Genomic DNA, 26,345 nt, shown 5'->3' on the forward strand with positions numbered 1-26,345 from the left:
AGCGTCCAATCTGTCAGGGGCTGAGCGGGCAAACGACGCCGGTGCCGCCAATGCCGCAATAACCATCGGGGTTCTTGGCCAGGTATTGCTGATGTTCGTCCTCGGCATAATAGAACGGGCCGGCCTCCGCGAGTTCGGTGGTCACTGCGCCGCGCCCGGCCTCGTCGAGCGCATCGGCATACATTTTCGCGCTGTCCAGCACGACGCTCCGCTGTGCGTCTGTCGTCCAGTAGATGGCCGAGCGGTATTGCGTGCCGAAATCATTGCCCTGGCGCATGCCCTGGGTCGGGTCATGGCTCTCCCAGAACTGTATGAGCAGGGCTTCAAGATCGACTTTTACAGGATCGTAGACCACGCGGACGGTCTCCGTGTGTCCGGTCGCGCCGGTGCAGACTTCCTGATAGGTGGCATTGGGGGTGTAGCCGCCGGCATAGCCGACCGCTGTCGAGATGACACCCTCAGTTTCCCAGAAAATACGCTCAGCGCCCCAGAAACAGCCCATCGCAAAGAAGATCACCTCTTCGCCCGGCTTGACCTCGGTGAGCGAGGCGCCGGTGACGAAATGCGGGCGCGGCGCGAGAATGGCTGTCTCGCGGCCCGGCAGGGCCTGATCGGCAGGGATGGTGTCTGTCTTCCAGCGTTTGTCAAACCAGGCCATGACGCGCCTCTTTTCCTGTTGCTCCCTTTCAAATAGGGAGGCGGGCCCGCTTTGCCAGCCAGCGCGACATCACGATAAGCGGGGGGACACGTGATGGCCATTGCCAATCGCGCCTTTTGCACTGTCCAGGAGGCTGCGAAGCACACGCCCTTGCGAATCCCGTATCTATCGCCGCTTCCAACCGTGCGCTGTGCTTGACCGGAAGGGTGGCTTGGCTATTTTGCGCGGCTTCCAGTGCGGAGAGGTGGCCGAGTGGTCGAAGGCGCACGCCTGGAACGCGTGTAGGCGGGTAACCGTCTCGAGGGTTCGAATCCCTCTCTCTCCGCCACATTCAGATACTGAATCCGTCCAAGGGCCCCGATTGGGGTCTTTTTTCTTTTTGTTTCAAAGGGTGTTGGCAGGGTCTTGTCAGATAAAAACCCGGTTGAGCAAGGAGTCGAGTTTTCGTAGCTTCTTTGAATGAGAAATCCCTTCCGATATTTCAAAACGTCGCCTGAAGTAATCCGCCTGGCGGTCATGATGTACGTTCGCTTTCCGCTGTCGCTTCGCAATGTCGAAGACCTGTTCCACGAGCGTGGCATTGATATTTGCTATGAGACGGTCCGGTTTTGGTGGAACCGGTTCGGTCCAATGTTCGCGGCCGAGATTAGGAAGCGCTGCGGCGATCGGCTCAGCGCCTGGACTCAGTGGCAGTGGCATCTGGACGAAGTTTTCGTGAAGATAAACGGCGTCACTCACTATCTCTGGCGTGCTGTCGACCACGAAGGTGAGGTGCTGGAAGCGTTTGTTACCAAGCGCCGGGATCGTCATGCAGAATTGAAGCTTCTGCGCAAGGCCATGAAGCGATATGGCAACCCAGAAATCATCGTCACCGATCGTTTGCGGTCGTATCGAGCCGCGATGAAAGTCATCGGCAATGAGGACAAACAAGACGTTGGGAGGTGGCTCAACAATCGGGCCGAGAATAGCCACTTACCGTTCCGCAGAAGAGAACGTGCGATGCTACGTTTCCGACGTATGCGAAGCCTTCAGAAATTCGCCGCGGTCTATTCCTCCGTCCACAACCATTTCAATCGCGAGCACCATCTCAATCAACGCGACCGGTTCAAGGAGAGCCGTACCGCCGCGCTGGAAGAATGGCGGCAACTTGCCGCGTGAAATCAACTCAACCTTGCCAATCTGAGACCAGTTCGCTTTCGTCTGACACCACCCCGCCATTTGTTCCGGTCGGCATTTTCAGATCAAACGTCCGTTTATTAGCTTGCCAATCGAAGATGCCGGGCGCTCGGGGGCTGCCGGACTTGTACGGCGTCACGCCGAGCACCTGATATCAACCCGGCCGTTATCGCGTCAGCGCTCTTCGATATCGCCGACCTCGAGTATCGGCGCTGCGTCGAGATCGTCGGCATCCATGAGCTCGGCCAAACGCTGGAGCGAGGACAGCAATTGGAGCTGCTCCCAGCTCTCCAGCCTGGCGAACCCGCGCAGAAAGCCGGCCTGAAGGAGCTCCGGCGCGGTCTTCAGCCGCTCATGCGCCTCAGCGGTCAGGCTGACAAGAATCTGGCGGCGGTCTTCCTTACAACGCTCACGCGTCACGAGGTTTTGGGCTTGAAGCCGATCCAGTATGGTCGAGATCGTCGCCTGACTGAGCGAAGCGATGCGCGCGATACTCGACGGGTAGAGATCCCCGTTGACCTTCAAGGCGTGCAGCACGACGAGCTGTGGACCGGTCAGGCCGGATGACTTCAATACCTTCCGGGAGTGCAGGTCGATGGCCCGGGTTATGCGGCGCAGAGCGATCAGTATTTCGTCGTGCAGGTCCAAGAGATCATCCTTCAGCCTATTTCCTATGGCAGGTTCGCGGTCCGGACAATCGGCAAAATCAATTCGAGATCGAACTAAATTTCCGATGTTTCCGACGGGCGGAGCACGACAAAATGCATCGGCTTCAAGCCGTGTTGATTATGCAACATTCGCTGCAAGTCGCTATTATTTATTGGGATTAACAGGCCCTCAACGCGGCATGCTGGCGGTTGAGACCAAGCCTCCGGATTTATTGAAGTTCATAACTGGCCATCAGGTTGGGCATGACCTAAACCCTTCGACATCTAATCAAAAATGAGGGACACACTTGTCATGCTGAAAAAGCACGCGCTGACATCGACATTTCTATCGACTGTGGCCGTCGCCTCCGCAACGACGGCGATTGCGGAAGCCCAGATTGATACGGTTACGGTTACGGCAACACGCCGCGAGGCGACGACGCAAACCATTCCGGTCGCGGTCAATGCTCTCGGCGAACGGACGCTGGACGAACTCCGTGTGGAAGTTTTCACCGACTATCTGCAACAGCTGCCAGGCGTCACGGCCGGCGGCTCCGGTCCGGGACAGAACACGATCTATATCCGCGGTCTCGCCTCGACGACGCCGAACCTGACGACCGCCGGCGTGGCCGGCCTGGCGCCGAATGTGGCCTTCTATCTTGACGAGCAACCGCTGGCGCAACCGGGCCGCAATCTCGACGTCTATGCCGCCGACATCAACCGCGTGGAGGTCCTGCCCGGACCGCAGGGAACGCTGTATGGCGCGAGCTCGCAGGCAGGTACGGTGCGGATGATCACCAATGAGCCGGTGATCGGTGAGTTCGAGGCGTCAGCCAGCTTCGGCACGTCCTTCACCGAAGGCGGCGAAATGAACAATAATGTCGAAGCCGTGGTGAACATGCCCTTCGGTGACACGTTCGCGCTGCGCGGTGTGGTCTATGTCGACAATCAGGGCGGCTATATCGACAATGTCTCGGGTACGCGAAGCGTCCGGGAAAGCGCCCGCTTTCGCGCGCAAGGCACGGTTCGCTCCAACGGCGTGCCGGTGAATGCCAACCGGGCCGGGTTCCAAGCCGGTTCCGACCTGAGCGGCGTGACCTTCATCGACGCCAATAATTCTGGCCAGATCGAAGACGATTTCAACGACACCAGCTATCAGGGCTTCCGCGTCAGCGGCTTGTGGGACATCACGCCGGACTGGAGCCTGAGGGTCTCACACGCCCAGCAGAATCTCGACAGCGAGGGCGTGTTCTTCATGGATCCGACACTCGGAGACCTGGAGATCCAGCGCTATGAAGATGACGAGCTGGAAGACGCGTTCCACAATACGGCGTGGACGCTCGAAGGTCGCTTGGGCATGCTCGAGGTCCTCTACACCGGGGCCTACACCGACCGCGATACCGACCAGCGGGTCGACTATTCCGACTATCTCTTTGTCGGCCAATATTTGCCCTATTACATCTGCGACGGTTCAGTTTCCTATCCGGGCGCCGGCAACAACCCGTCCGGCACTTGCCAAGCCCCGAACCTGTTCGTTGACTCGTCGACCAACACCCAAGTGATTACCCACGAATTGCGCTTCAACACGCCGGAAGACCGTCGTATCCGCGCGACCTTCGGCGCGTTCTTCTCGGACCTGGAGCTGGCGGAACGCAACGACTTCACCTATCCCGGCTCGGTCAACGCCGTCTTGTTCGGGCAAACCGGATTTTCGCCGAACTATCCGTTCATGACGGGTTATGTCTCCGATCCCGGACCGTTCGCGCCGGGTGTCATTTTCCGCAATGACGTGCTGCGCACCGACCAGCAACTCGGCTTGTTCGGTGAAGCCACGTTCGACGTCACGGACGAGTTCGCGATCACGCTGGGCACGCGCTATTACGACATCGAGGTCGATCTCGAAGGCAGCGCCAACTCCTCCTTCTGCAACGGGTTCCAGCCCGACGCCAACGCCTTCGGTACGGACATTTCCGACCTCTACAATGGCGACGGACAGGTGACGTTCCACGGGTCGTGCAACACGGCAAACCACATCACCTATTCCGATCCGAACACGCCGGGCATTCCGGCGTCGGTGGCCGCCGCGCTGGCAGCGCCGGATGCGGCCCGTACCGACGGCTTCATCTTCAAGGCGACAGGCGAATGGACGCCACGTGAAGGCGTGCTGCTCTATGCGACCTATTCGGAAGGCTTCCGTCCGGGTCTGCTGAACCGTCCCGGCGGCGCGGCCGGACCGAACGGTTTCACCGTTCCGTTCGCGCTCGATACCGACGAAGTGACCAATTACGAATTCGGCTGGAAGCTGGACTTGCTCGACAACCAGTTGCGCTTCAACGGCAATGCCTTCTTTGTCGACGTCGAACGCCTGCAGACCACGATCTTCGACCCGTCGATCACCAATCTGTTCTTCTCGGATAATGCCGCCAATGCCGAAATCCGCGGCATTGAAGGCGAGGTGACCTGGGCTCCGGCCGACATTCCGGGCCTTACCGTTCAGGGTGCTTTCTCGATCCTCGACACGGAGATCACGGAAGTCCTGACGCCGACCAATGATGTGCTGGTGGGTTCCGAGCTGGCCTTCGCGCCGAACTTCCAGGGCAATCTCCGGGCCCGCTACGAGTGGGATCTGGAAAACGGCATGCTGGCTCATGTCCAGCCGCAGATCATCATGTCGGGCGACTCGATCAGCGATGTTATCGAGATCAACAAGGTCGAGCTCGAAGGCTACACGATGGCGCATTTCTCCGCCGGCGTAAGCCGCGACAACTGGATGGTCGAGGCCTTCGTCGACAATCTGACCGATGAGCGGGCCGAACTGAGCAACAATTATGTGTATGACCGCGAACGGGTGACGGTGGCGCGTCCGCGGACATGGGGCTTCCGGGTAAGAGTCAGCTACTGATCCTGCCCTTGGCTCCCTTCGCATGAGCTCTAAGGTGAGCGCTCCGCGGGCTGCGGGGCGCTCACTTTGTATTCGAGGACACGGTATTGCCCGACAGCAATGACAGCCAGGCCGAACTGACGCAGCGCGTCCAACCGCTTATGTATGCCGGGGACTTCGCCGGGGCGCTGGCGCTGATCGACGCGGCGATTTCTGAAGAACCGGATTCGATCGAAGCGCTTTACATGCGGGCGGTCTGCCAGCGCTATCTGAAAGACGCGGACGCCGCGCTCGCCGACCTGCAGCAGCTGAAGACACTCGCACCGGAGTTTGGCCGTGCCTACCAAGAAGAAGGCCATCTTCACCGCGAGGCCGGCGCCCTGGAACGCGCGCTGCAGGCCTATCGGCGCGCCTGCCAGTTCAATCCGGCCCTGATTGCCAGCTGGAAAGCGCAGGCGGCGATCCTGTCCTCGCTGGGCCGTTCTGCCGAAGCCGAACAGGCTATGGCGCAGGCCAAGCGGCTCGAAGCGCTGCCCAAGGATCTGGTGGCGGTTACCCACCTCCTCTCCGAGGGCAAGCTGATGAAGGCCGAGCAATTGTGCCGCGCCTACATGCAGAAGAATCCCCGCGATACTGAAGGCATGCGGTTGCTCGCCGAGATCGGCAACCGGTTCGGCGTGCTTGAAGACGCTGATTTTCTGCTGGCAACGGCTGTCGAGCTGGATCCGGAAAATATCCAGCTAAGGCTCGACTTCATTCAGGTGCTACGAAAGCGACAGAAATTCGCGGCAGCCCTCGAACAGGCCAGAACCCTTTATGACCGCGACCCGGCGAACCCGCTCTTCCAATCGCATTTGGCCATCGAGTCGATGCAGACCGGCGCATATGACCGCGCCCTTGAATTGTTCGAGTCGATCCTTGAAAAACTGCCGAGCGATGCGGCCACGCTGACCTCGCGCGGTCATGCGCTGAAGACGCTTGGCGAACAGGAGAAGGCGGTCGCCTCTTACAAGGCTGCAACAGCGGCGCGGGCTGATCATGGCGACGCCTGGTATGCACTGGCGAACCTCAAGACCTACAGTTTCTCTGACGACGAACTCGCGGCGATGCGAACGCAGGAGGCCGGCAGCGATCTCGCCTTCCAGGACCGGATCTATCTCTGCTTTGCGCTCGGCAAGGCGTATGAGGACCGTGGCGAATACGAAAACGCATTCCGTTACTATGAACGCGGCAATGATCTGAAACGAGTCCAGACCCGGTATACGTCCGAACAGATGGAAGATGAGCTGGCGGCGCAGGCCGGCATCTGCACGGCCGACCTGTTCACGGCCCAATTGGGCAAGGGATGTCCGGCGCCGGACCCGATCTTCATCGTCGGCCTGCCGCGCGCCGGCTCGACCCTTATCGAACAGATCCTCGCCTCGCACAGCCAGGTCGACGGCACGCTCGAACTGCCCAACATCCTCGCCCTGTCGCACCGTTTGCGCGGGCGCAAGCGGGTCAGTGACAAGTCCCGCTATCCGCAAATCCTGCATGAACTGGATGCCGGCCAGCTGCGGTCACTCGGCGAGGATTACATCGAGAATACCCGCATCCACCGCCAGGGCGCGCCTTTCTTCACCGACAAGATGCCGAACAATTTCCGCCATATCGGCCTGATCAAGCTGATCCTGCCAAACGCGAAAATCATCGATGCCAGGCGCGGTGCGATGGCGTGCTGTTTTTCCGGTTTCAAGCAGCTCTTCGCCGAAGGCCAGGAATTTACCTACGGGCTCGACGAGATCGGCCGTTACTACAAGGGCTATGTCGATCTGATGGATCACTGGGATGGTGTTCTCCCGGGGCAGATCCTGCGTGTGCATCACGAAGAAGTCGTCGAGGACCTGGAAACCCAGGTTCGGCGCATTCTCGATTTTTGCGGACTGCCGTTCGAGCAGGCCTGCATCGATTTTCACAAGACCAAGCGGGCGGTGCGCACGGCCTCCTCCGAGCAGGTGCGCCAGCCGATCTACAAGGATGGCGTCGAGCAATGGCGGCATTTCGAACCCTGGCTCGATCCGCTGAAAGCGGCTCTGGGGCCCGATCTGGTCAATACTTAGGGAGAGGCCATGCCTCGAAGGTTTTACAAGACGACGCACAAGACCGGAGAAAACAATGTCGAGATCCTCGGTCTCGACGTGCACAATCCGGTCTTCTTCGTTGCCGCGCTCGCTGTCATCAGCTTCATCGCGCTAACGCTGATCTTTCCCGACAGCGCCAGCATCGCGTTACAGGCTGCACGCAGCTGGGTGATCGAGACCTTCGACTGGCTGTTCGTCGTCTCCGTCAATTTCGTCTTCCTGTTCTGCCTGTTCGTGATGGTCTCGCCGCTCGGGCGATTGCGGATCGGCGGACGCGAAGCCAGACCGGAATTCTCGACCATGTCATGGCTGGCCATGCTGTTTTCGGCCGGTATCGGCATCGGGCTGATGTTCTGGGGCGCCGCCGAGCCGCTCGCCTATTTCACGAACTGGTTCGGCACGCCGCTGAATGCCGAGGCCGGCAGCGCCGAGGCGCGGCGCCTGGCGCTGAGCGCGACCATGTTCCACTGGGGCATCAATGCCTGGTCGATCTACGCCGTGATCGGGTTGGCACTCGCCTACTTCACGTATTCCAAGGGGTTGCCGCTGACCATCCGCTCCGCCTTCTACCCGCTGCTGGGGGACCGGATCTGGGGCTGGCCAGGGCATGTCATCGACATTCTCGCGGTGATCGCCACCTTGTTCGGACTGGCCACATCGCTCGGGCTTGGCGCGCAGCAGGTCGCCAGCGGTCTCGATTACCTGTTCGGTATCGAGGCCAATGTGCTGCTGCAGATCGGCATCATCGCCTTCATCACGGCGATCGCGATTTTCTCGGTCGTGCGCGGGCTCGATGGCGGGGTGAAAGTCCTTTCAAACATCAACATGGTGCTGGCCGGCCTGTTCCTGCTGTTCGTCTTCGCCGCCGGACCGACCTTGCTGATCGCCACCGGCTTCCTCGAGAACACGATAAATTACGCCCGGGATTTCCTGCCGCTGTCGAACTGGGTCGGGCGCGAGGACACGGACTGGTTCCATGGCTGGACGGTCTTCTACTGGGCGTGGTGGATCTCCTGGTCGCCGTTTGTAGGCATGTTCATCGCGCGGGTCTCCAAGGGCCGCACGGTGCGCGAATTTCTCGGCGCGGTGATCTTCGTGCCGCTGATCATCACCGTGGTCTGGTTCACCACTTTCGGTGAACTGGCCCTCTTGCAGAACGAGAACGGCATCGGTGAACTGGCCAATGGCGTCGAAGACGTGTCCCTGGTTCTGTTCCAGATGTTGGCGAATTTGCCACTGGCCACGATCATGTCCTTCGTGGCGATCATCCTGGTGCTGGTGTTCTTCGTGACCTCTTCGGATTCCGGCTCTCTTGTCGTCGACAGCATCACCGCCGGCGGCAAGCTTCACGCGCCGGTTCCCCAGCGCATCTTCTGGGCGACCATCGAGGGGCTGGTGGCGTCCGTGCTGCTCTATGGCGGCGGCGCCCAGGCGCTGCAGGCGCTGCAAGCCGGCACGGTGGCCGCGGGATTGCCGTTCACGCTGGTGCTGATCGTCTGTTGCTTCAGCCTGTGGAAGGGCCTGTCTTCGGACTCGAAGGCGCTCAGAGCGCTGGAGCGAAGTGAACGCAGCGGCGTGCCCGCCGAATAGGTTCAAGCCATCCTTGCGCCCAGTGGCACGTCGCCATCAGGCGCGGCCAGCCGGATGGCACCGTTATCATCCGCAAATCCAAGGACCAGGACTTCGGACCGGACCGGGCCGATCTGGCGAGGCGGGAAGTTGACAACGGCCATCACCCGGCGCCCCACGAGGTCGTCGGTCGCGTAATGCACGGTGATCTGCGCCGCGCTCTTTTTCTCGCCGATGGCGGGACCGAAATCGATCCACAGGCGGTAGGCCGGTTTGCGGGCTTCGGGGAAGGTCTCGGCGCGGACAATCTCACGACCCGGACATCAACTTTCGGGAAGGTGGCGAAATCGGTGACCGCTGTAGGGCGCGCGGCGGGGCTATGGCGAAGATGCATGTCTATCCATCACGACGAACCGGTAAAGTATGCCGGATTTGCCGGGCCTGACAAAAATCCCGGCGGTTTTCATTCGTCGGCGGTTCTGCCCGGCAAGCTGGCCGGCTCGGCGTTGAATCCGGTTTCTCTGAAAGGCCGGGACAACAGCGCCGGTATCACCCACCATGCGCGCCTTCGAGATTGAGTACGGTGCTTCCGGTTAGGCGAGACCACTTCGCTTTAGTCTGACAGTAAATACTTCAGTGATCGGCCAAAAACTTCCTGAAACATTAGACGTTTGATGCAGTTGATCTGACTGAGGTTGCTGCGAAAGTAAAAAACCGGAGTATATTGTGGTTGATAGTTTCAGCTCCGGGCCGACGCCTTATGAGTACGTTTCAATCGAATCAGAGGAAAAAAATGGCGGATGGAAAATGCGATTTCTGCGGACGCCCGGCAACGACTCGCGTGCGCGCCTCGGTAAACGGCAGACCTCAGAATATGGAGCTTTGTGATCAGCACTATCGCGAAATGGTGCGCAGGTCAGGCCGCAGCGCGTCGCCGCTGGAATCCCTATTCGGGCGGGATTCCCTTCTCGATGAGTTCTTCGGCGACAGCGGCTTCGGAAATCTACTTGGCGACAGCCCGTTGCATGGCAATGCGCCGGGGTCTGCTGGCGATAGTGACGATGCCGTGATGGACGCTTCCGTCGACGGGGTTCATCAATAATGTGTAGCGATTTGCGCGGGTGCGTCGTTGCATTGGCTCCTGGCTACGGGTTTCGAATGATTTCAGATGGCTTGAAATTTCCGGACTTTCGAGACCGATCCGTTTTGGCCTGACAGCTCCGCCACTGCACTCATCGAGCCGGTCTCAAACAGTAGCTGCCCAGCACCGGATTCCCAATCAATGCGCGATAATCAGCAGAAACCTAAAGACCCGCCTTTCGCGTGAACTGTCATGGATTTGCTGGCTACATGAGGGGTTTTTAACTCTTGCCCGTATTACGTACTCATGTTTACGGTTCGAGAACGATTGGGCTGAATTCATCCAAATGGCAAGGCTGACTTCAAATCTGGCGATCAGCTTACTTACGCGTTTCCTGACGTGGGTAGTGATTGCCTTTATGGCCCTTCCAGTTGTCGGCAACGAGGCATCGGCAGGTTTAGATTCGCGCGATGCATCATTGGTTGAAATGCCGATGGAATGCGATCATACTGAGGCCTTGCAAATGACTTGGTCGCAGTCGAACCTGGCATCGAGGCAAGAACAACATCCCTGTTGTACAGATTGCGAAATGCCCGATTGCGCCACAGGTGCGAGCACGTCTGTCTTGACCATCCTTGTCCCTGCTGCGCAGGGACTGCCCTTACGTACTCTCGCAAGTGACGAACTGGCCAGCAACCGTTCTCTGTATTCCGCAGAACCAAGCACACCGCGAAAACCTCCACGCGTTTGATGAATTGCCCTCCGAGGGCATTCATCCCTAACAACGCCTGGAGAAAATCATGCTTGTGCAAATTCTGGCTCTCGCAGCCTCTGTCGCGGCCGTCGCCGATGACGAACCGCGACCGCTCAGCTTACCTGAGGCGGTGCTGATCGCTCAGGAAGCGAACGAGCCATCATCATCTGTATTCGATGCACGCGCCGATGCACTTGAACGCCAGGGGGCTGCCGCCGACACCCTGCCGGATCCGGTATTCTCTGCCGGTATCGCCAATGTGCCGCTCTCCGATCTTGATCCGAACCGCGAACCCATGACACAGGCGCGCGTTGGCGTCCGCCAGATGTTTCCACGTGGTGACACAAGACGGCTGACACGTGCGCAGCGTTCGGCAGAGGCCAGAGCCATGCAGGCCAGCCGCGCCATGACCGACAGGCAGATCACCCTGTCCGTCCGGGAGGCGTGGCTTGAAATCTTCTATCTGGATCAATCCGCTGACCTGACGCGTGAGCGCCTCGCCGTAGTCCAAGACCTCGCAGAGGTGGCGTTGTCGGCCTATTCGGCTGGCCGCAATAACAGCCATGATGTAACGCGGGTCGATCTCGAACAGAGCATTCTTGAAGCGCGCTTGATTGATATTGAACGCAGCCGAGATATGGCCGTGGCCGATCTATCGCGCTTTGTCACTTTGCCTGTTGCGCGCAGGCCCCTACCGGATGCTCTGCCCTTGCTCCCGCCGGTTCCCGAGAGAGAAACGGCACTGGAGCGTCTCGCCGGTCATCCAATGATCCGGTCTCACAATGCGCGCATAGACGCTCGTGAGCTGGGCATTGATCTGGCGCTCCAGGAATATCGCCCGGCCTGGGGCGTCGAAGCTGGATACGGGTTTCGCGGGAGCCGGTCGGATATCGCCAGCATTGGCGTAAGTGTTCAAATGCCCCTGTTCAGCCGGGATCGGCAAGATGAAACGGTCGCCTCTGCACGTGATCTGCGCCGCGCCGCTGAACTGGAACGCGCCGCAACCCTCTTGGACATGGCGCAACGCCTGGAGCGCGAATTAGCCCAGCTGAACCGGTTGGGAGAAAGCGCACGCCTGTATGAAGAGACAGTTCTTCCGCGGGCCCGGGAAACTGCGGAATCTGTTCTCCTCGCCTATCAGAATGAAAGTGCGGATTTTGCCGAACTGGTTCGGTCAGAACTAGCGCATCTCGACGCCGATCTCGCTCTTTTACGCATTGAAGTCGACATGTTGTTGGCACAGTCGCGAATTCTCTACCTTACCGGAGATATCCAATGAAACGAACTTGGATGATATTTGGAGCCCCGCTGTTTTTATTGGGTTTGCTAACCGGCATTGGCGCCACGCTGATATTGCACCCCGAAGGCGGGGAGACCGGTTCGTCGACCGGATCAGCCGCCAATAATGAGCCGCGCATTCTATATTGGGTTGCGCCGATGGATCCGAACTTTCGCCGTGACGAGCCTGGCCTTTCACCCATGGGGATGGAGCTCATTCCGGTCTATGAAGGCGAGGCAGGGTCTGGCAGCTATGTCGAAATCAACCCCGCCGTCATCAATAATATTGGCGTGCGTACGGCTCGGGTCCATCGACAAACCTTTTCACAAAACGTGAACGCAGTTGGGTATGTCCGGCTTGTCGACGACCTGACATCGGTTGTCGATGTCCGTTCAGAAGGCTGGATTGAAAGCCTGCCTGTTGCCGCCATTGGTGATCAAGTTGAGGCCGGTGATCTCCTGTTTTCGATCTACGCGCCGGATATCGCAACCGCCCAGAGCGAATACCTTCAAGCGGTCCGAACCGGGCGACAGGCGCTGATTGATGCGTCAGCGTCGCGCCTGACGGCACTGGGCATGTCGCGAGGACAGATACAAGCGCTCGCCCGTCGCGGCAGCCCGTCGACACAGACCAACATCCATTCGCCCCGCGCCGGCATTGTGACCGAACTGACCGTCAGGGAGGGAGCGTTTGTCCGCCCTGGAGATCACATCATGACCATTGCCGATCTCACGGAAGTCTGGGTGATTGTCGATGTGTTTGAAGACCGGATTGCGCAGATTGAACCCGGTCAATCGGTCCGTATTACAACCGGTGCCCAGCGCGGGCGCCAGTGGATTGGTGAGGTCGAATACATCTATCCCACAGTCGATGCCCAGAGCCGCACGATCCCGGTCAGAATACGTCTGGACAACGCTGATCTGAGCTTGCGTCCTGATACCTATGTCAACGCGGTAATTGAAGCGCAGCCCCGTTCCAATGTCCTGATGGTGCCGCGCGAAGCGGTCATTCGCACCGGCCAGTCAGAGCGCGTCATTATCCATGGTGGCGAGGGTCAGTTTCAGCCCGCCCAAGTCGTTACGGGCGCGGAATCCGATGGCATGGTCGAAATCCTCTCGGGCCTTGCCGACGGCGAGCTGGTTGTCGTTTCCAGCCAGTTTCTCATTGATTCCGAAGCCAGCTTGCAAGGCGTGATGCTGCGCATGTCACCACCCGGCGAGATATCCGGTTCAGGACACCAGACCGACCCCTCAGTGCGCGCCATTCCGATAGAAGGTGTTGGGATGGTCGACTCGCTCATGGCCGGTCATGGCATGATCGACATTACGCACGAGCCGATCGAGGCGCTCGACTGGCCAACGATGAGCATGTCCTTTTTAGCGCTTGATGGCGTGTCGCTTGACGGCATCGCGGTCGGCGATCGCGTCGCCTTCTCGCTGAGCCAGGACGGTAACAACTGGCGGATCAGCGCAATTGCCCCTCTTGAAGATGACGCGATGGATCATAGCCTACACCAGATGCCACCCGATGAGGCAGAAACAGAAACAGAAACAGAAACCGATCCCCATGCCGGACATGGAGATCACCAATGATTGCCGCCATCATCCGCTGGTCGATCAGCAATCGACTCATCGTTATTCTCATGGCGGCCTTCCTGACGGCGGGGGGGATTTGGTCGCTATCACGCACACCGTTGGATGCGATCCCCGACCTCTCGGATGTTCAGGTCATTATCAAGACGACCTATCCAGGCCAAACGCCGCAGGTTGTCGAAGATCAGGTTACCTACCCTTTGACGACGGCCATGCTGGCTGTGCCCGGCGCCGTGACCGTGCGCGGTTACTCCTTTTTCAATGACAGCTATGTCTACGTTATTTTTGAAGACGGAACTGACCTCTATTGGGCCCGGTCGCGGGTTTTGGAATATCTCAGTCAGGTCGCGCCCACTCTTCCCGAAGGCGCTGCACCGGCGCTAGGGCCGGACGCGACGGGTGTGGGCTGGATTTACCAGTACGCCTTAGTCGACCGAACCGGGCAGCATGACCTTTCGCAATTGCGCAGCATCCAGGACTGGTTCCTGCGCTACGAGTTGCAGACCATTGAAGGCGTTTCAGAGGTCGCCACGATCGGCGGCATGGTGCGTCAGTATCAGGTCATCGCTGATCCCGACCGTTTGCGCGCCTATGGCATTCCGCTTTCCCATGTTCGGATGGCAATTCAGCGCGGCAATCAAGAAACAGGCGGACGCGTCATCGAAATGGCGGAAGCCGAATATATGGTCCGCGCATCGGGCTATATTCAGGGCGAAAACGATTTGCGTGCCATTCCTGTCGGCCTCAGCGACAATGGCACGCCCGTCTTGTTGTCTGATATCGCTGAAATACAAATTGGCCCGGAACTCAGGCGTGGTGTCGGCGAGCTCAATGGCGAAGGTGAAGCTGTCGGCGGTGTCGTGATCATGCGCTATGGCGAGAATGCCATGGCGACGATCGAGCGCGTCGAGGACCGTCTGCGCGAATTACAGGCCTCCCTGCCAGAGGGCGTCGAAGTGGTCGTAACCTACAATCGGGCGGGATTAATCGAGCGAGCCATTGATTCCCTGAAAGAGAAGCTCACAGAAGAGTTTTTGATCGTCATCATTGTCTGCGCGATTTTCCTTTTTCACTTTCGCTCGTCATTGGTCGTTCTGTTCAGCTTGCCAGTCGGAATCCTGACGGCCTTCATTGTCATGAACATGCAAGGCATCAACGCGAACATCATGTCGCTCGGCGGAATCGCCATTGCTATCGGAGCCATGGTTGATGCGGCCATTGTGATGATTGAAAACCTTCACAAACATATAGAGCGTGAGCCGCTAACGCCGGAGAACCGATGGCGAATTGTGGGCGAAGCCGCTAGCGAAGTGGGGCCTGCGCTTTTCTTCTCGCTATTGATCATCACAGTCAGTTTCGTGCCAATTTTTGCGTTGGAAGCTCAGGAAGGGCGTCTCTTTCATCCATTGGCTTTTACAAAGACTTATGCGATGGCGGCGGCAGCGGGATTGTCCATCACGCTCGTCCCGGTTCTCATGGGCTGGTTCGTCCGCGGCAAGATCACGCCGGAGCACAAAAACCCGATCAATCGCGGTCTCATCGCCGGATACCGGCCCTTCATCAATGGCGTACTCAAACATCCCTGGTTGATGATTGCTGTCGCTGCGATTGCTCTTGCCAGTGCGGTCATTCCCTATTCGCGGATGGGCAGCGAGTTCATGCCCGATCTCGACGAGGGCGATCTGCTTTACATGCCGAGCGCCTACCCGGGCGTATCGGCCAGTGAAGCGGCTGAAATCCTGCAACAGACCAACCAGTTGATCATGACCGTGCCTGAAGTCTTGACCACCTATGGCAAGGCAGGCCGCGCAGAGACCGCGACAGATCCCGCACCGCTGACCATGATAGAGACAACGATCCAGTTGCGGCCCCGCGACGAATGGCGACCCGGCATTACCATGGATGACATCCGGGCAGAGCTGGATGCGCTAATTGATGTACCCAGCCTGACCGATGTCTGGATCATGCCGATCCGCAACCGTATCGACATGCTGGCGACCGGGATCAAGACGCCCGTGGGCATCAAGGTTTCAGGTCCTGATCTGGATGTCATTGCAGAAATCGGCCAGCAGATTGAGGGCGTGATCGGTGATGTGCCAGGCACCGCATCGGTCTATGCCGAACGGGTAACCGGGGGCCGCTTCATCAATATCGATGTGAATCGGACAGAGGCGGCGCGCTTCGGGCTAAATATCGCCGATGTGCATGATTTCGTGCGCACGGCGATTGGCGGCATGACCATCACCGAAAGTGTGGAGGGGCTGGAACGCTACCCGGTCAATCTGCGCTATCCGCGCGATTATCGCGGGTCACCCGATGAGCTGCGCGCCATACCGGTCATCACGCCGACGGGGGCGGAAATCCCGCTGGGGCGTGTGGCGGACATCTCCATTTCCGATGGACCAGGCGTGATTCGCAGTGAGAATGCGCGATTGAATGGCTGGATCTATATTGATATCGCGGGCGTGGATATCGGCACTTATGTCGCCGATGCCCAGCGCGCGGTTGCCGAGCAAATTGACTTGCCGCCGGGCTATTCGATCAATTGGTCAGGTCAATACGAGTTTATGCAACGCGCGCAGGCGAGATTGTCGCTGGTCGTGCCGGTCACGGTGGCCATCATCGTTCTCCTGCTCTTCCTCAACTTCAAGCGGATTGTGCCGGTACTTTTGATCCTGGGCACGCTGCCGCTCGCAATGGTCGGCGGTCTCTGGCTGCTGGACTTGCTCGGCTACAACATGTCCGTCGCGGTTGGCGTAGGCTTCATTGCGCTCGCAGGGGTCGCTGTCGAAATCGGCGTAATCATGATCGTCTATCTCGAACAAGCCCTAAAGAAACGCCATGAGATTGCCGCGCGTGAAGATCGCGCGCTCACCCGTGAGGATTTGCGGGAGGCCGTGGTTGAAGGGGCCTTACTACGCGTTCGCCCCATTATGATGACAGTGGCCGTGATCATCGCGGGTCTGTTACCGATCATGCTGGGGTCGGGCACCGGCTCCGAGGTCATGCGCCGAATCGCAGCCCCGATGGTGGGGGGGATGACCAGCGCGACCGTTCTGACTCTACTCGTCATTCCAGCAGCTTTCCTCATTTGGCAAACCATCGTGCTGAAGCGAGCCAAGACTATTCGTCTCACCAATGTGTCGAGGGAAGGATCAGGGCAATGAACATGAAAGCCGCCACCAAGGCGACGGGGCTCCCGGCCAAGACCATTCGTTATTATGAGGAGATCGGACTCATCTCTCCGGCCAGAGGGCGCAATGGCTATCGGAGTTTTGCCGATTCCGACTTGCACAAGCTGGCCTTTCTGGCGCGTTCCCGGTCACTCGGGTTTTCCCTGGACGACTGTCGGCAACTTCTCTCGCTGTATGACGATGCAGAACGAAGCAGCGCCGATGTCCGCCAACTCGCCGTCCGCCACATTGCCGGTGTCGACCGCAAGATGAGGGAACTAGCGGAGGTGCGTCGTACTCTTTCCAGACTCGTGGAGGCTTGTGAAGGCGACAACCGGCCAAATTGTCCGATCATGGACAGCTTGTCAGGCGACTGCGCGGACGCGTGAGCTGGTTCCAGTGCCGACACGATTCATGAATTGAGAAATACGGCTTGACCTTCCAGTTGCTGGAAGGTGCAGGGTCCGCGGATCAGCAAGCGACAACGCGAGCTTTTTCGTTTCATACTCAGGAGCAGACAGGTCATGTCAGGCAAGGACAAACAGGCACATCAATGCTGCGGCGGCCAGGATAACGCGGGCGCCGCCGGCAGCTCGATGCCGCAAGGCCACGATCACACGGCGTGCAAACCCGCCGCCGGTGGTTCGGATGGTTCCAAGGACGGGCGGTTCGATACCGTCCCTGCCGGGTATCAAGGCACGGTCTACACATGCCCGATGCACCCGGAAGTTCGCCAGACCCATCCCGGCTCATGCCCGCTGTGCGGCATGGGCCTGGAACTGGAATCAGCCACCATGATTGAAGACGGGCCCAATCCGGAACTGGTCGATTTCACGCGGCGCTTCTGGATCGGCACAATCCTGACCCTACCGCTCCTTGTCCTGACCATGGGGCCATTGGTCGGCTTTCCCGGTGTTCGCGAGATTTTCGGCGAACGCGCCACGCTCTGGATCGAGCTGGTTCTGGGCACTCCGGTTGTCCTCTGGTGCGGATGGCCGTTTCTTGAACGTGGCTGGAATTCATTCCGAACGATGAATCTCAACATGTTTTCGCTCATCGCGATGGGCGTATCGGCGGCATGGATATTCAGCGTGGTTGCTGTATTGGTGCCGGACATTTTTCCTGACGGTTTCCGCAATGCGGACGGTCATGTCGGCGTCTATTTTGAGGCCGCTGCGGTCATCGTTGTCCTGGTCTTGCTGGGTCAGGTGATGGAGCTGCGTGCTCGCGAGGGCACAGGCAAAGCCATTCGAGCTTTGATGGATCTGTCCGCCAAGACGGCGTTCGTCATTCGTCCGGATGGTTCAGAAGCTGAAATCCCGCTCGAAGACGTTCAGTTGGGCGACCATTTGCGAGTCCGCCCCGGTGACAAAGTGCCCGTGGACGGCCGGGTCGTTGAAGGGCGCACATCAATCGATGAGAGCATGATCTCCGGCGAGCCGTTGCCAGTCGAGAAAACCACCGGCGATACAGTGACCGGAGCTACGATAAACGGCACTGGCAGCTTGGTTGTGGAGGCTACGCGCATCGGTGCCGACACAATTTTGTCCCAGATCGTGGAGATGGTGGCCAACGCCCAGCGGTCGCGCGCGCCGATCCAAAAATATGCCGATAAAGTGGCCGGTGTATTTGTTCCTGCAGTCATCGGTGTTGCCATCATCGCCTTTATATCGTGGGCGATATGGGGCCCTGCGCCCGCGCTCTCCTATGCATTGATTTCGGCGGTCGCGGTTCTGATCATTGCCTGTCCCTGCGCGCTAGGGCTGGCGACGCCGATGTCAATCATGACGGCGACAGGGCGCGGAGCTCAGGCTGGCGTCCTGATCAAGAATGCCGAAGCGCTCGAACGGTTCGAGAAAGTCGACACGCTGATTGTCGACAAGACGGGCACGCTCACCGAAGGCAAGCCGAAACTGGTCGCGGTTTTGCCCGAAGCCGGACATGACGAAGCGGAGGTTTTGCGTCTGGCTGCGTCGTTGGAGCGCGGATCAGAGCATCCGCTGGCCGAAGCCATCGTACGGGGTGCCGAAGAGCGCGACATTTCAATCGCCAAGGCTGATGACTTCGAGGCGATCACCGGCAAGGGCGTTAGAGGCGTCGTCGAGGGCCGCGAAGTCGCGCTCGGTAATGCCCGCCTGATGTCGGATATGGGCCTGGAAAGCTCAAGGCTGGCCGAGACGGCCAATGCCCGTAGAGACGACGGCGAGACGGTCATGTTTGTCGTCGTGGACGGGTTGATCGCTGGCCTTGTCAGCGTTGCTGATCCGATAAAGGAGACTACGCCTGATGCGCTGGACGCTCTGCATCAGCTCGGCTTCCGGATCATCATGGCGACCGGTGATAATGAGCGTACCGCGAAAGCCATTGGAGCCAGGCTCGGCATAGACGAGATCCGCGCTGATGTGCTTCCCGCCGACAAGGCGCAGATCATTCGTGACCTTCAAGCCAAGAGCCGAAGGGTTGCCATGGCTGGGGACGGCGTGAACGATGCGCCTGCACTGGCGCAGGCAGACGTCGGTATCGCGATGGGCACAGGCGCAGATGTTGCCATTGAAAGCGCCGGAATCACACTTGTAAGAGGCAATCTCGACGGCATCGTCCGGGCCCGGCGACTGGCGCGCGCAACGATGGGGAATATCCGTCAGAATCTCTTCTTTGCCCTGATCTACAATGCGTCAGGTGTGCCGGTCGCGGCCGGCCTGCTCTTTCCATTCTTCGGCATCCTGATCAGTCCAATGTTTGCGGCCTTCGCGATGAGCGCGTCATCGATCTCTGTCGTGGTGAACGCGCTGCGTTTGCGAGGCGCACGTATATGACTGACAGGGGATACTCATATACGCCGCCGCTTGGGCATGCTTGGTTGACGCCGCTGTATGACACAGCCATCCGGGTTTCGACTCGTGAGGGAGTTTGGCGGTCGGCATTTATCAAACAGATTGCGCCGTCTCCAAGCGACCGGATTCTTGATGTTGGTTGCGGGACGGGAACGTTGGCGGTCGCACTGAATCGTTTGGAACCAGAAGCCGACATAATTGGCATCGATCCCGACAGCCAGGCGCTTGGGCGCGCTGCGGCTAAAGTTGGAACCGGAAGCCGGTCCATACGCTTCGTCCAGGGTTTTTTGTCTCAAGCAATCCTGCCGGCAAGCTGGAAACCGACAAAGATCATTTCGAGCCTTGTCTTCCATCAGACGCCGTTGGGAACAAAGCGCGAAATTATTCGCATGATGCGCTCTCTACTCGCTGAAAATGGAGAGATCCATATCGCTGATTACGGCAAACAGCAGAGTGTATTGATGCGTCTTCTGTTTCGCTTGACGGTTCAGATGCTTGACGGCGTCGCGGATACGCAATCCAATGCCGACGGCATATTGCCCGAGCTGATGCATGAGGCCGGACTGAAGGTCGACGAGACACGAAGATTGGTAACACCAACCGGTTCGATTTCGCTGTACCGAGCCACGCCGTACGGACTACTTGCGCCATAGAGGCCTTGAAGATGAAGTCTTCTTACAAAGCCAACAGCCTGACTCTAGCCGGAGCGGTTGCGATGGGCACTGGCGTCATGATCGGAGCGGGTATCTTTGCCCTAACCGGTCAGGTCGCAGAATTGTCCGGTCCGCTATTCCCGTTGGCCTTCTTATTGGCTGCCGTGATTAGCGGTTTCAGCGCCTATACCTATATCAAGGTTTCCAACAAATACCCATCGGCCGGTGGGATCGCTATGATCCTGAACAAGGCCTATGGCCCGGCCACGATTACCGGCGGCGCGGCGCTGCTGATGGCGTTTTCAATGATCATCAATGAAAGCCTGGTGGCGCGCACATTTGCCACTTATGGGCTGCGGCTATTCGATGCGGGACAAAGCGAAGTGCTTATCCCCATCCTGGCGCTGGGCCTTATCGTTTTTGCCTTTCTCGTCAACATTGCGGGAAATCAGATCATCAGTGGCCTCTCCAAAATTGCCGCCGTCGCCAAGATTGGCGGCATTCTGGTGTTCGGGACTTTGGTGTTGTGGGCTGCCGGGTTCAGCTTCCAACCGGCGGTCGCAGGCGATGCCGACGAAACGTCGATCACCGGCTTTCTTGCCGGAGTGGCATTGGCCATTCTGGCCTTCAAAGGCTTCACCACGATTACCAACAGTGGCGGCGAAGTAAAAAGCCCGAACCGGAATGTGGGTCGGGCGATCATGATCTCCCTGGCGATCTGTCTCGTCGTCTACCTACTTGTCGCCTTCGCTGTCGGATCAACACTCTCGATCAGCGAAATCGCGCAAGCGCGCGACTACTCGTTAGCCGAAGCGGCGCGTCCAGCGTTTGGCGACGCTGGTGTCTGGTTCACGGTCATCATCGCCATCATCGCGACGGCATCAGGCGTGATCGCGAGTATTTTCGCGGTATCGCGCATGATCGCCATGCTGACAGACATGAAGCTTGTCCCGCACAAGCATTTTGGCATGCCAGGCAACATCCAGACCCATACGCTTGTCTACACGGTTGTCGCGGCAGGTTTGCTCGCCGCCTTCTTTGATCTTGGCCGCATCGCCTCCATGGGCGCGATTTTTTATCTCGTCATGGACGTGATTATCCACTGGGGCGTTCTGCGCCGCCTGCGGGAAGACGTGGGCGCCAACCCGGTTGTTTTGATCTGCGCCATTCTTTTTGACTTGGTTGCGCTGGGAGCTTTTCTGGTGATGAAGGCGATGAGTGACCCGGCCATTATTGTGATCTCGGCCTCCGGCATTTTCGGCATTTTCGTCTTCGAAAAAATCTACCTGTCGCGTCGGCGTAAAAACGAAGAGGCGGGCGAGGCGGATCATCATGGTTGAAGAAGGCCCGCCCCAGCGGTTGATATATGCGGTCCTGGGCTGGTTGATGGCACACTCGGCCCGAAAAACATTACGCCTGCGCGAACTGGTGTTTGACGACGGGACATCCGAGCGCTGGCTCAAACCGGATATCAATCAACATATAAAAGCGGCCAGCCGCAAAGCCTGCGAGATACGGCGCGTCGAGACTGCGCATCCCCCCGCTTTCGGCAACCGGATCATGGTCGAAATGACCGTGCGTACCATTGCGGCCTACCGCGCACTGCTCGATGGAGGTGTTGAGCGAAACTGCGCCAGGCAAATTGTCGCCGACATCGTCTGGGACATTTATTCAAAAATGCTGGGGCTTTATTCTTGGCCGTTCCGGTTGACCACACGCGATCCCTCAAAACGGATAAGCCGCACCATCAAGGCCCTGTTGTGGTTTCCGTTTCATGCCACGGGCGCGCCGGGATATGCCGTCGAGCATTGGGACACGGATGGAAATACTTACACCCATTTCACGCATTGCCCGCCGCACAGCTTCGTGCGGGCGCTTATCGCGTCTGGCAACGATCAGGGCGACCTCGATGCATTCCGTGAGAGCTGGTGCCGCTATGACTGGCCGGGCGCGAACATTCTGGCTGGTGATGGCAGACGTGGTCATTATGAGCGCCGTCAGACCCTGTCACATGGTGATAGCGTTTGCGACATGTGCTGGCGGGGGCGTGTCGAAGCCAGTGAGAGCGCAGCACATGGGTAAGGCACCAAGGTCTGTTTGAGGGAATGAGCGCATGGCCGCGTAATTCTACATTCCGGCAGCGTGGAGTGACCAATTGACCATTCGCAGAATTTTGGGCGCATTGGCGCTGACAATGGTTCTGGGCGTAATGCTGCCATCCGCCATGGCGCATCCGCCAGATGAACACGTACAGAGCGAGCCAGCGACTGCTCCCGCCAGCAGACCGCCCGCCACAATCGAGCCGCATGATGACGCCGGATCACCACCGCATGATCATGGCGTTGTGGCACCGCATGACGACACTGGCAGCGTGCCGCATGAACACAGCGCACCTACAGCGCCGAACCATCATGACACGGCCGTGGCAACACCTGCCGCAGCCGATCACCATGCCGGTGAGGATGTCAGTGCCGTTTCCGATCATCATGGACCTGGCGCAGAGCCGGGCGGTCATGCGCATTGGGGCGATAATGGACCCCGGACTGAGCTGGAACGCACCATCGCAAGGACCGGAGCGCTGCATTCCGTGGCGGTCCACTTTCCCATTGCACTTCTCCTGGCCGCGGCTTTGGCGCAGGCGATGGGCTTGATTACAGGTCGCGCCGGATATGCCGACATAGTGCGCTTCCTGGTATGGACGGCAGCCTTCGGGGGACTTGCGGCAGGCTTGCTAGGCTGGGCTCATGCAGGCCCTGTCGCCTCAACAGAAGACGGCATCATGTCCATACACCGCTGGCTGGGAACCAGCCTGACTGTGGGTCTTATTGCCGTGGCAGCGGCTGTAGAATGGCACCGCCGCGATGCCAGCGCGACGACGTTCTGGACGATGAATGCGCTGGTGTTCGGGGCGGCCCTGGCTGTTTCCATCAATGGATTTCTGGGTGGATCGCTTGCGCATGGCGGGCTGGCTCATCTTATGGGTGGCTAGGCGACAATGTCTGTCTATCCCGCCGATCTGCCATCACTGACCCGGCTCCGCTTCTTTGCGGCGTTGTGGGTGGTCTTCTATCATTGGCGTGAACCCTGGTCGCTGGATGTCGACGCCGTGACCTCTTTTTTCGAGATGGGCCGCTTCGGCGTTGACCTGTTCTTCATCCTGTCAGGGTTCGTGCTGGCCCATGTCTATCTGGCAGCGCGTGAGGAGGGGCGATTTGATTTCCCTCGTTTCATTCTTGCCCGGTTCGCCCGCATCTATCCGCTACACATTGCAACAATCGCACTGCTGGCGCTGGCAGTGCTGGGGGCCTGGTTTGCGGGCGTCCCATTTAGTCCGCAAGACTTTCCGCTGGCCGACTTGCCGGCCAATTTCCTGATGGTTCATGCGTGGGGCTTTGCCCCCAATCCAGGCTGGAATGGCCCGTCATGGTCGATCAGCGCTGAATGGTTCGCCTATCTGGCGTTCCCGGCCTATCTGATGATTGCCATAGCGCTGGCCAGACGACCTATCATCTTGTTGGGCATCGCTATCGCGTCGTTTCTGCTCTTCGATCAGCTTCATCAAAGCCTGTTTGGCGAAAGCCTTCCGATGGCGACCGAGCGATTTGGTGTCTTAAGGATCATTCCTGAATTTCTGATCGGGATAGCCATTTACCGGTTGGGTTGCCGCTTCACACTTGGCCGGAATATGGCTCTTGCAGGATTTGCCGTAAGCTTCGTCGTCTATCTGATGTCTGCTCATTGGGCATGGGATGATCGGATTATTGCTCTTCTTGGCGCCCCCTTGATTTACACATTGGCCGAACTGGACCGGCATGCTCGACGCGCCCCCGAGCGGGACCCCGTGCGGTATCTCGGTGAGATATCGTATTCGATCTACATGCTCCATGTTCCGTTTTTCATGATCGCTTTCAATCTCCTGCAGGACGTGTTCGGCCTGATCGGGGACACCATTTCGACCCTCGTCCTTCTGGCATTGCTCACGGCCATGCTGGCAGCGTCCAGTGCCACCTATGAATGGCTCGAGAAACCATCAAGACGTGTCATTCGCCGCTGGGGCGATACGTGGCTTTCAAACCATCGCGCCAAATCAGTCGCGCGCTCCAAAGGAGACTGAAATGATCAAATTTGTTGTATTGACCCTCACCGGAAGCCTTCTCGCCTCGGCACCTGCATTCGCCAACGATGAACATGATATCGAAGCGGCACTCGAGGCCTATTCCGGTGCGCTTGCTGCAGAAGACGCGACAGAAGCCGAAGTCTGGGTATTGGCCGATGGCGAAGACTTCACGATCTTTGAGGGCTCGGGCACCAATATCGGCTGGGCCGATTACCGCGATCATCATCTGGCACCAGAGTTTGCCGCTGAAGGTTTTGATATCGATGTCTATGACTGGCACGGCTACGACATCGCGATTGATGGCGACCTGGCGGTTGCGACATTCACCATCCGGATGGAGTATGTGTCGCATGGCGAAGCCCGCGAACGTGACGCGCATGGCACGGCAATCCTGACGCGGACTGACAATGGCTGGCGGTTGCGCCATCTCCATACATCATAAGGAGTTCTGAAACATGACGATGAATCCGATTGATCGACAATTCGAGGAAATGGCCGCGGCGACGCCCAAGATTGACGAACGCGCCTTTGCCTTTTCGGTCTGGCAACGCATTCACCACCGCCCGAAACCATGGCGCTCATTGGTGAAGGGGCTCCGGTCCGTCAGCCCCGGTGTCGCATGGCGGGCCGCCCCGGCGGCCATGGCACTTGTCGCCGGCAGTATATCCGGCGCGGCGCTGGCAACTGATCGCGATGTCGACGACCTTGCCGTGTTCACGAGCCATGCGCCTTATTCGATTTCGGCGCTGGCAGATTTACCCAAGGCGGGCTCTTGATGCTTCGGGCCGGAATCGTTGCCGTGATCCTGGGCGTTCTCGGCGGGCTTGCAGGGGTCTGGATGGGTATCACACTGTTTGCGTCCGATCAGGGCGAAACGCCCAGCCTGCACGCCATCGTCCATCATGAATTACACCTCTCGCCTGAGCAGGACGCCTTGATTGAGGAGCTGGAAACGGCTTTTGCCGTTCGGCGAAACGCGCTGGAGGCACAGATGGCGGCGGCACGTCAAGCGATGGGTGAGGCATTGCTGGAAGATCAGGCGCTTTCCGAAGAGGTCTCCATGCACGCCCAGGCGATCCACACCGCGATGGGCGAGCTCCAGGTCGAGACGCTGAGCCACATCCTGGCGATGCGGGCCGTTCTTACTGACGATCAACGCGCATCCTTCGATGCCCGACTGGCAGACGCATTTGATGCCGGGCAGTAATGCGTCTGCGTCCGATGACAATGCTGTTGATGTCGATCTCGTCGCTCAGGCCCGCAATGGGAGGGATCAGGCGTTCAACCTGCTGATGCGGCGTCACTCGCCCATGGTGGTGCGGTATCTGACGCGGTTGCTCGGCAACATGGATGACGCCCAGGACGCGGCGCAGGAGACCTTTGTTGCCCTGCATCGCAATTTGCATCGTTTCGACCCAAGCCATTCTTTCGTGGCCTGGCTATTTCACATGGCGCGCAACAAGGGGCGTGACGCCTTGAGAAAGCGAACGGCCATGCGTTGGCTGGGCGGTGAAGATTCAATGGAGCAGTATGCAAGCACGGCACCTGCACCGGATATCGAAGTCTCCGACCGGCAGAGGCTGGAGCAGGTCGAAGGTGCAATCCGGGAAATGCCGGAGGGACTGAAAACACCCTTGCTCCTGTCGGCCATCGAGGGGCTGACGCATGCGGAAATCGGCACGGTCATGGGCCTGACGCCCAAAGCCGTTGAAGTGCGGATATATCGGGCCAGATCCAGACTGCGCAGTCCAGGTGCAGCAAACGGTGAGGGACCTGATTAGCCCCCACGTATTCAGATACAGTTTGCGCCT

General features: G+C 58.8%; 22 protein-coding genes, 1 tRNA gene and 1 pseudogene. 21 read left to right on the plus strand and 3 right to left on the minus strand.

Going from position 1 to position 26,345, the window contains the following annotated elements; all coding sequences use genetic code 11:
• Positions 1–13: 13 nt before the first annotated feature.
• Positions 14–658, minus strand: a complete 645-nt coding sequence (msrA, locus tag ACOOFN_RS08355; RefSeq protein WP_420430676.1) for a peptide-methionine (S)-S-oxide reductase MsrA — start codon at positions 656–658, stop codon at positions 14–16.
• A gap of 238 nt (positions 659–896) precedes the next feature.
• Between msrA and ACOOFN_RS08360 the strand changes: the two genes are divergently transcribed.
• Both ACOOFN_RS08360 and ACOOFN_RS08365 read left to right on the plus strand, forming a co-directional pair.
• Positions 897–986: transfer RNA gene (locus ACOOFN_RS08360), tRNA-Ser, on the plus strand.
• A 131-nt stretch (positions 987–1,117) separates the two neighbouring features.
• Entirely contained in the window at positions 1,118–1,816 is a 699-nt protein-coding gene (locus ACOOFN_RS08365) for an IS6 family transposase (RefSeq protein ID WP_420430678.1), read from the plus strand.
• 192 nt (positions 1,817–2,008) lie between these two features.
• On the opposite strand, the gene ACOOFN_RS08370 is transcribed toward ACOOFN_RS08365, so the two are convergent.
• Complete coding sequence (locus tag ACOOFN_RS08370; RefSeq protein WP_420430680.1) at positions 2,009–2,482, minus strand: MarR family winged helix-turn-helix transcriptional regulator; 474 nt, start codon at positions 2,480–2,482, stop codon at positions 2,009–2,011.
• Positions 2,483–2,776: 294 nt separating this feature from the next.
• On the opposite strand from ACOOFN_RS08370, the gene ACOOFN_RS08375 reads away from it, so the two are divergent.
• The 3 genes from ACOOFN_RS08375 to ACOOFN_RS08385 all read left to right on the plus strand — a co-directional run bounded on the left by ACOOFN_RS08375 (position 2,777) and on the right by ACOOFN_RS08385 (position 9,072).
• The gene (locus ACOOFN_RS08375; RefSeq protein ID WP_420430682.1) at positions 2,777–5,383 is read left to right on the plus strand and encodes a TonB-dependent receptor; all 2,607 of its coding nucleotides are present in this window, start codon (positions 2,777–2,779) and stop codon (positions 5,381–5,383) included.
• Between the two features lie 140 nt (positions 5,384–5,523).
• On the plus strand, positions 5,524–7,461 hold the full coding sequence (locus ACOOFN_RS08380) for a tetratricopeptide repeat-containing sulfotransferase family protein (protein ID WP_420435043.1): 1,938 nt from the start codon (positions 5,524–5,526) through the stop codon (positions 7,459–7,461).
• Positions 7,462–7,470: 9 nt separating this feature from the next.
• Complete coding sequence (locus tag ACOOFN_RS08385) at positions 7,471–9,072, plus strand: BCCT family transporter (RefSeq protein WP_420430684.1); 1,602 nt, start codon at positions 7,471–7,473, stop codon at positions 9,070–9,072.
• A 2-nt stretch (positions 9,073–9,074) separates the two neighbouring features.
• Here the strand turns inward: ACOOFN_RS08385 and ACOOFN_RS08390 are convergent.
• Positions 9,075–9,445: pseudogene (locus tag ACOOFN_RS08390) on the minus strand (tRNA-binding protein).
• Here ACOOFN_RS08390 and ACOOFN_RS08395 point away from each other — a divergent pair.
• The 16 genes from ACOOFN_RS08395 to ACOOFN_RS08470 all read left to right on the plus strand — a co-directional run bounded on the left by ACOOFN_RS08395 (position 9,444) and on the right by ACOOFN_RS08470 (position 26,315).
• Complete coding sequence (locus ACOOFN_RS08395; RefSeq protein ID WP_420430686.1) at positions 9,444–9,629, plus strand: hypothetical protein; 186 nt, start codon at positions 9,444–9,446, stop codon at positions 9,627–9,629. The pseudogene ACOOFN_RS08390 and the gene ACOOFN_RS08395 sit on opposite strands and share 2 nt — an antisense overlap.
• Before the next feature lie 182 nt (positions 9,630–9,811).
• A complete protein-coding gene (locus tag ACOOFN_RS08400) occupies positions 9,812–10,153 on the plus strand; it encodes a hypothetical protein (RefSeq protein WP_420430688.1) in 342 nt (113 codons plus the stop codon).
• 779 nt (positions 10,154–10,932) lie between these two features.
• Positions 10,933–12,165: a TolC family protein gene (locus tag ACOOFN_RS08405; RefSeq protein ID WP_420430690.1), complete on the plus strand. Its 1,233-nt coding sequence runs from the start codon at positions 10,933–10,935 to the stop codon at positions 12,163–12,165.
• Positions 12,162–13,757 carry an efflux RND transporter periplasmic adaptor subunit gene (locus ACOOFN_RS08410; protein WP_420430692.1) on the plus strand — a complete coding sequence of 532 codons (1,596 nt, stop codon included), beginning with the start codon at positions 12,162–12,164 and terminating at the stop codon, positions 13,755–13,757. The genes ACOOFN_RS08405 and ACOOFN_RS08410 overlap by 4 nt, the downstream gene beginning before the upstream one ends.
• Positions 13,754–16,924, plus strand: a complete 3,171-nt coding sequence (locus ACOOFN_RS08415; RefSeq protein WP_420430694.1) for an efflux RND transporter permease subunit — start codon at positions 13,754–13,756, stop codon at positions 16,922–16,924. Before ACOOFN_RS08410 ends, ACOOFN_RS08415 begins: the two co-directional genes overlap by 4 nt.
• Positions 16,921–17,319 carry a Cu(I)-responsive transcriptional regulator gene (gene cueR / locus ACOOFN_RS08420; RefSeq protein WP_420430696.1) on the plus strand — a complete coding sequence of 133 codons (399 nt, stop codon included), beginning with the start codon at positions 16,921–16,923 and terminating at the stop codon, positions 17,317–17,319. Before ACOOFN_RS08415 ends, cueR begins: the two co-directional genes overlap by 4 nt.
• Before the next feature lie 135 nt (positions 17,320–17,454).
• The gene (locus ACOOFN_RS08425; protein WP_420430698.1) at positions 17,455–19,746 is read left to right on the plus strand and encodes a copper-transporting P-type ATPase; all 2,292 of its coding nucleotides are present in this window, start codon (positions 17,455–17,457) and stop codon (positions 19,744–19,746) included.
• A complete protein-coding gene (locus ACOOFN_RS08430) occupies positions 19,743–20,417 on the plus strand; it encodes a class I SAM-dependent methyltransferase (RefSeq protein WP_420430700.1) in 675 nt (224 codons plus the stop codon). The genes ACOOFN_RS08425 and ACOOFN_RS08430 overlap by 4 nt, the downstream gene beginning before the upstream one ends.
• 11 nt (positions 20,418–20,428) lie before the next feature.
• Positions 20,429–21,757 carry an APC family permease gene (locus tag ACOOFN_RS08435; protein ID WP_420430702.1) on the plus strand — a complete coding sequence of 443 codons (1,329 nt, stop codon included), beginning with the start codon at positions 20,429–20,431 and terminating at the stop codon, positions 21,755–21,757.
• A complete protein-coding gene (locus ACOOFN_RS08440) occupies positions 21,750–22,499 on the plus strand; it encodes a hypothetical protein (protein ID WP_420430704.1) in 750 nt (249 codons plus the stop codon). The genes ACOOFN_RS08435 and ACOOFN_RS08440 overlap by 8 nt, the downstream gene beginning before the upstream one ends.
• 73 nt (positions 22,500–22,572) lie before the next feature.
• On the plus strand, positions 22,573–23,406 hold the full coding sequence (locus tag ACOOFN_RS08445) for a DUF2231 domain-containing protein (protein WP_420430706.1): 834 nt from the start codon (positions 22,573–22,575) through the stop codon (positions 23,404–23,406).
• 6 nt (positions 23,407–23,412) lie between these two features.
• Positions 23,413–24,531 carry an acyltransferase family protein gene (locus ACOOFN_RS08450; protein ID WP_420430708.1) on the plus strand — a complete coding sequence of 373 codons (1,119 nt, stop codon included), beginning with the start codon at positions 23,413–23,415 and terminating at the stop codon, positions 24,529–24,531.
• Between the two features lies 1 nt (position 24,532).
• On the plus strand, positions 24,533–24,976 hold the full coding sequence (locus ACOOFN_RS08455) for a YybH family protein (RefSeq protein WP_420430709.1): 444 nt from the start codon (positions 24,533–24,535) through the stop codon (positions 24,974–24,976).
• 13 nt (positions 24,977–24,989) lie between these two features.
• Positions 24,990–25,310 carry a hypothetical protein gene (locus ACOOFN_RS08460; protein WP_420430710.1) on the plus strand — a complete coding sequence of 107 codons (321 nt, stop codon included), beginning with the start codon at positions 24,990–24,992 and terminating at the stop codon, positions 25,308–25,310.
• Entirely contained in the window at positions 25,310–25,741 is a 432-nt protein-coding gene (locus tag ACOOFN_RS08465) for a periplasmic heavy metal sensor (protein ID WP_420430711.1), read from the plus strand. The genes ACOOFN_RS08460 and ACOOFN_RS08465 overlap by 1 nt, the downstream gene beginning before the upstream one ends.
• The gene (locus ACOOFN_RS08470) at positions 25,728–26,315 is read left to right on the plus strand and encodes an RNA polymerase sigma factor (protein ID WP_420430712.1); all 588 of its coding nucleotides are present in this window, start codon (positions 25,728–25,730) and stop codon (positions 26,313–26,315) included. The genes ACOOFN_RS08465 and ACOOFN_RS08470 overlap by 14 nt, the downstream gene beginning before the upstream one ends.
• The last annotated feature ends 30 nt before the right edge of the window (positions 26,316–26,345 follow it).

The sequence above is a fragment of the Hyphobacterium sp. genome (genome assembly GCF_965217055.1).
GTDB lineage: Bacteria > Pseudomonadota > Alphaproteobacteria > Caulobacterales > Maricaulaceae > Hyphobacterium.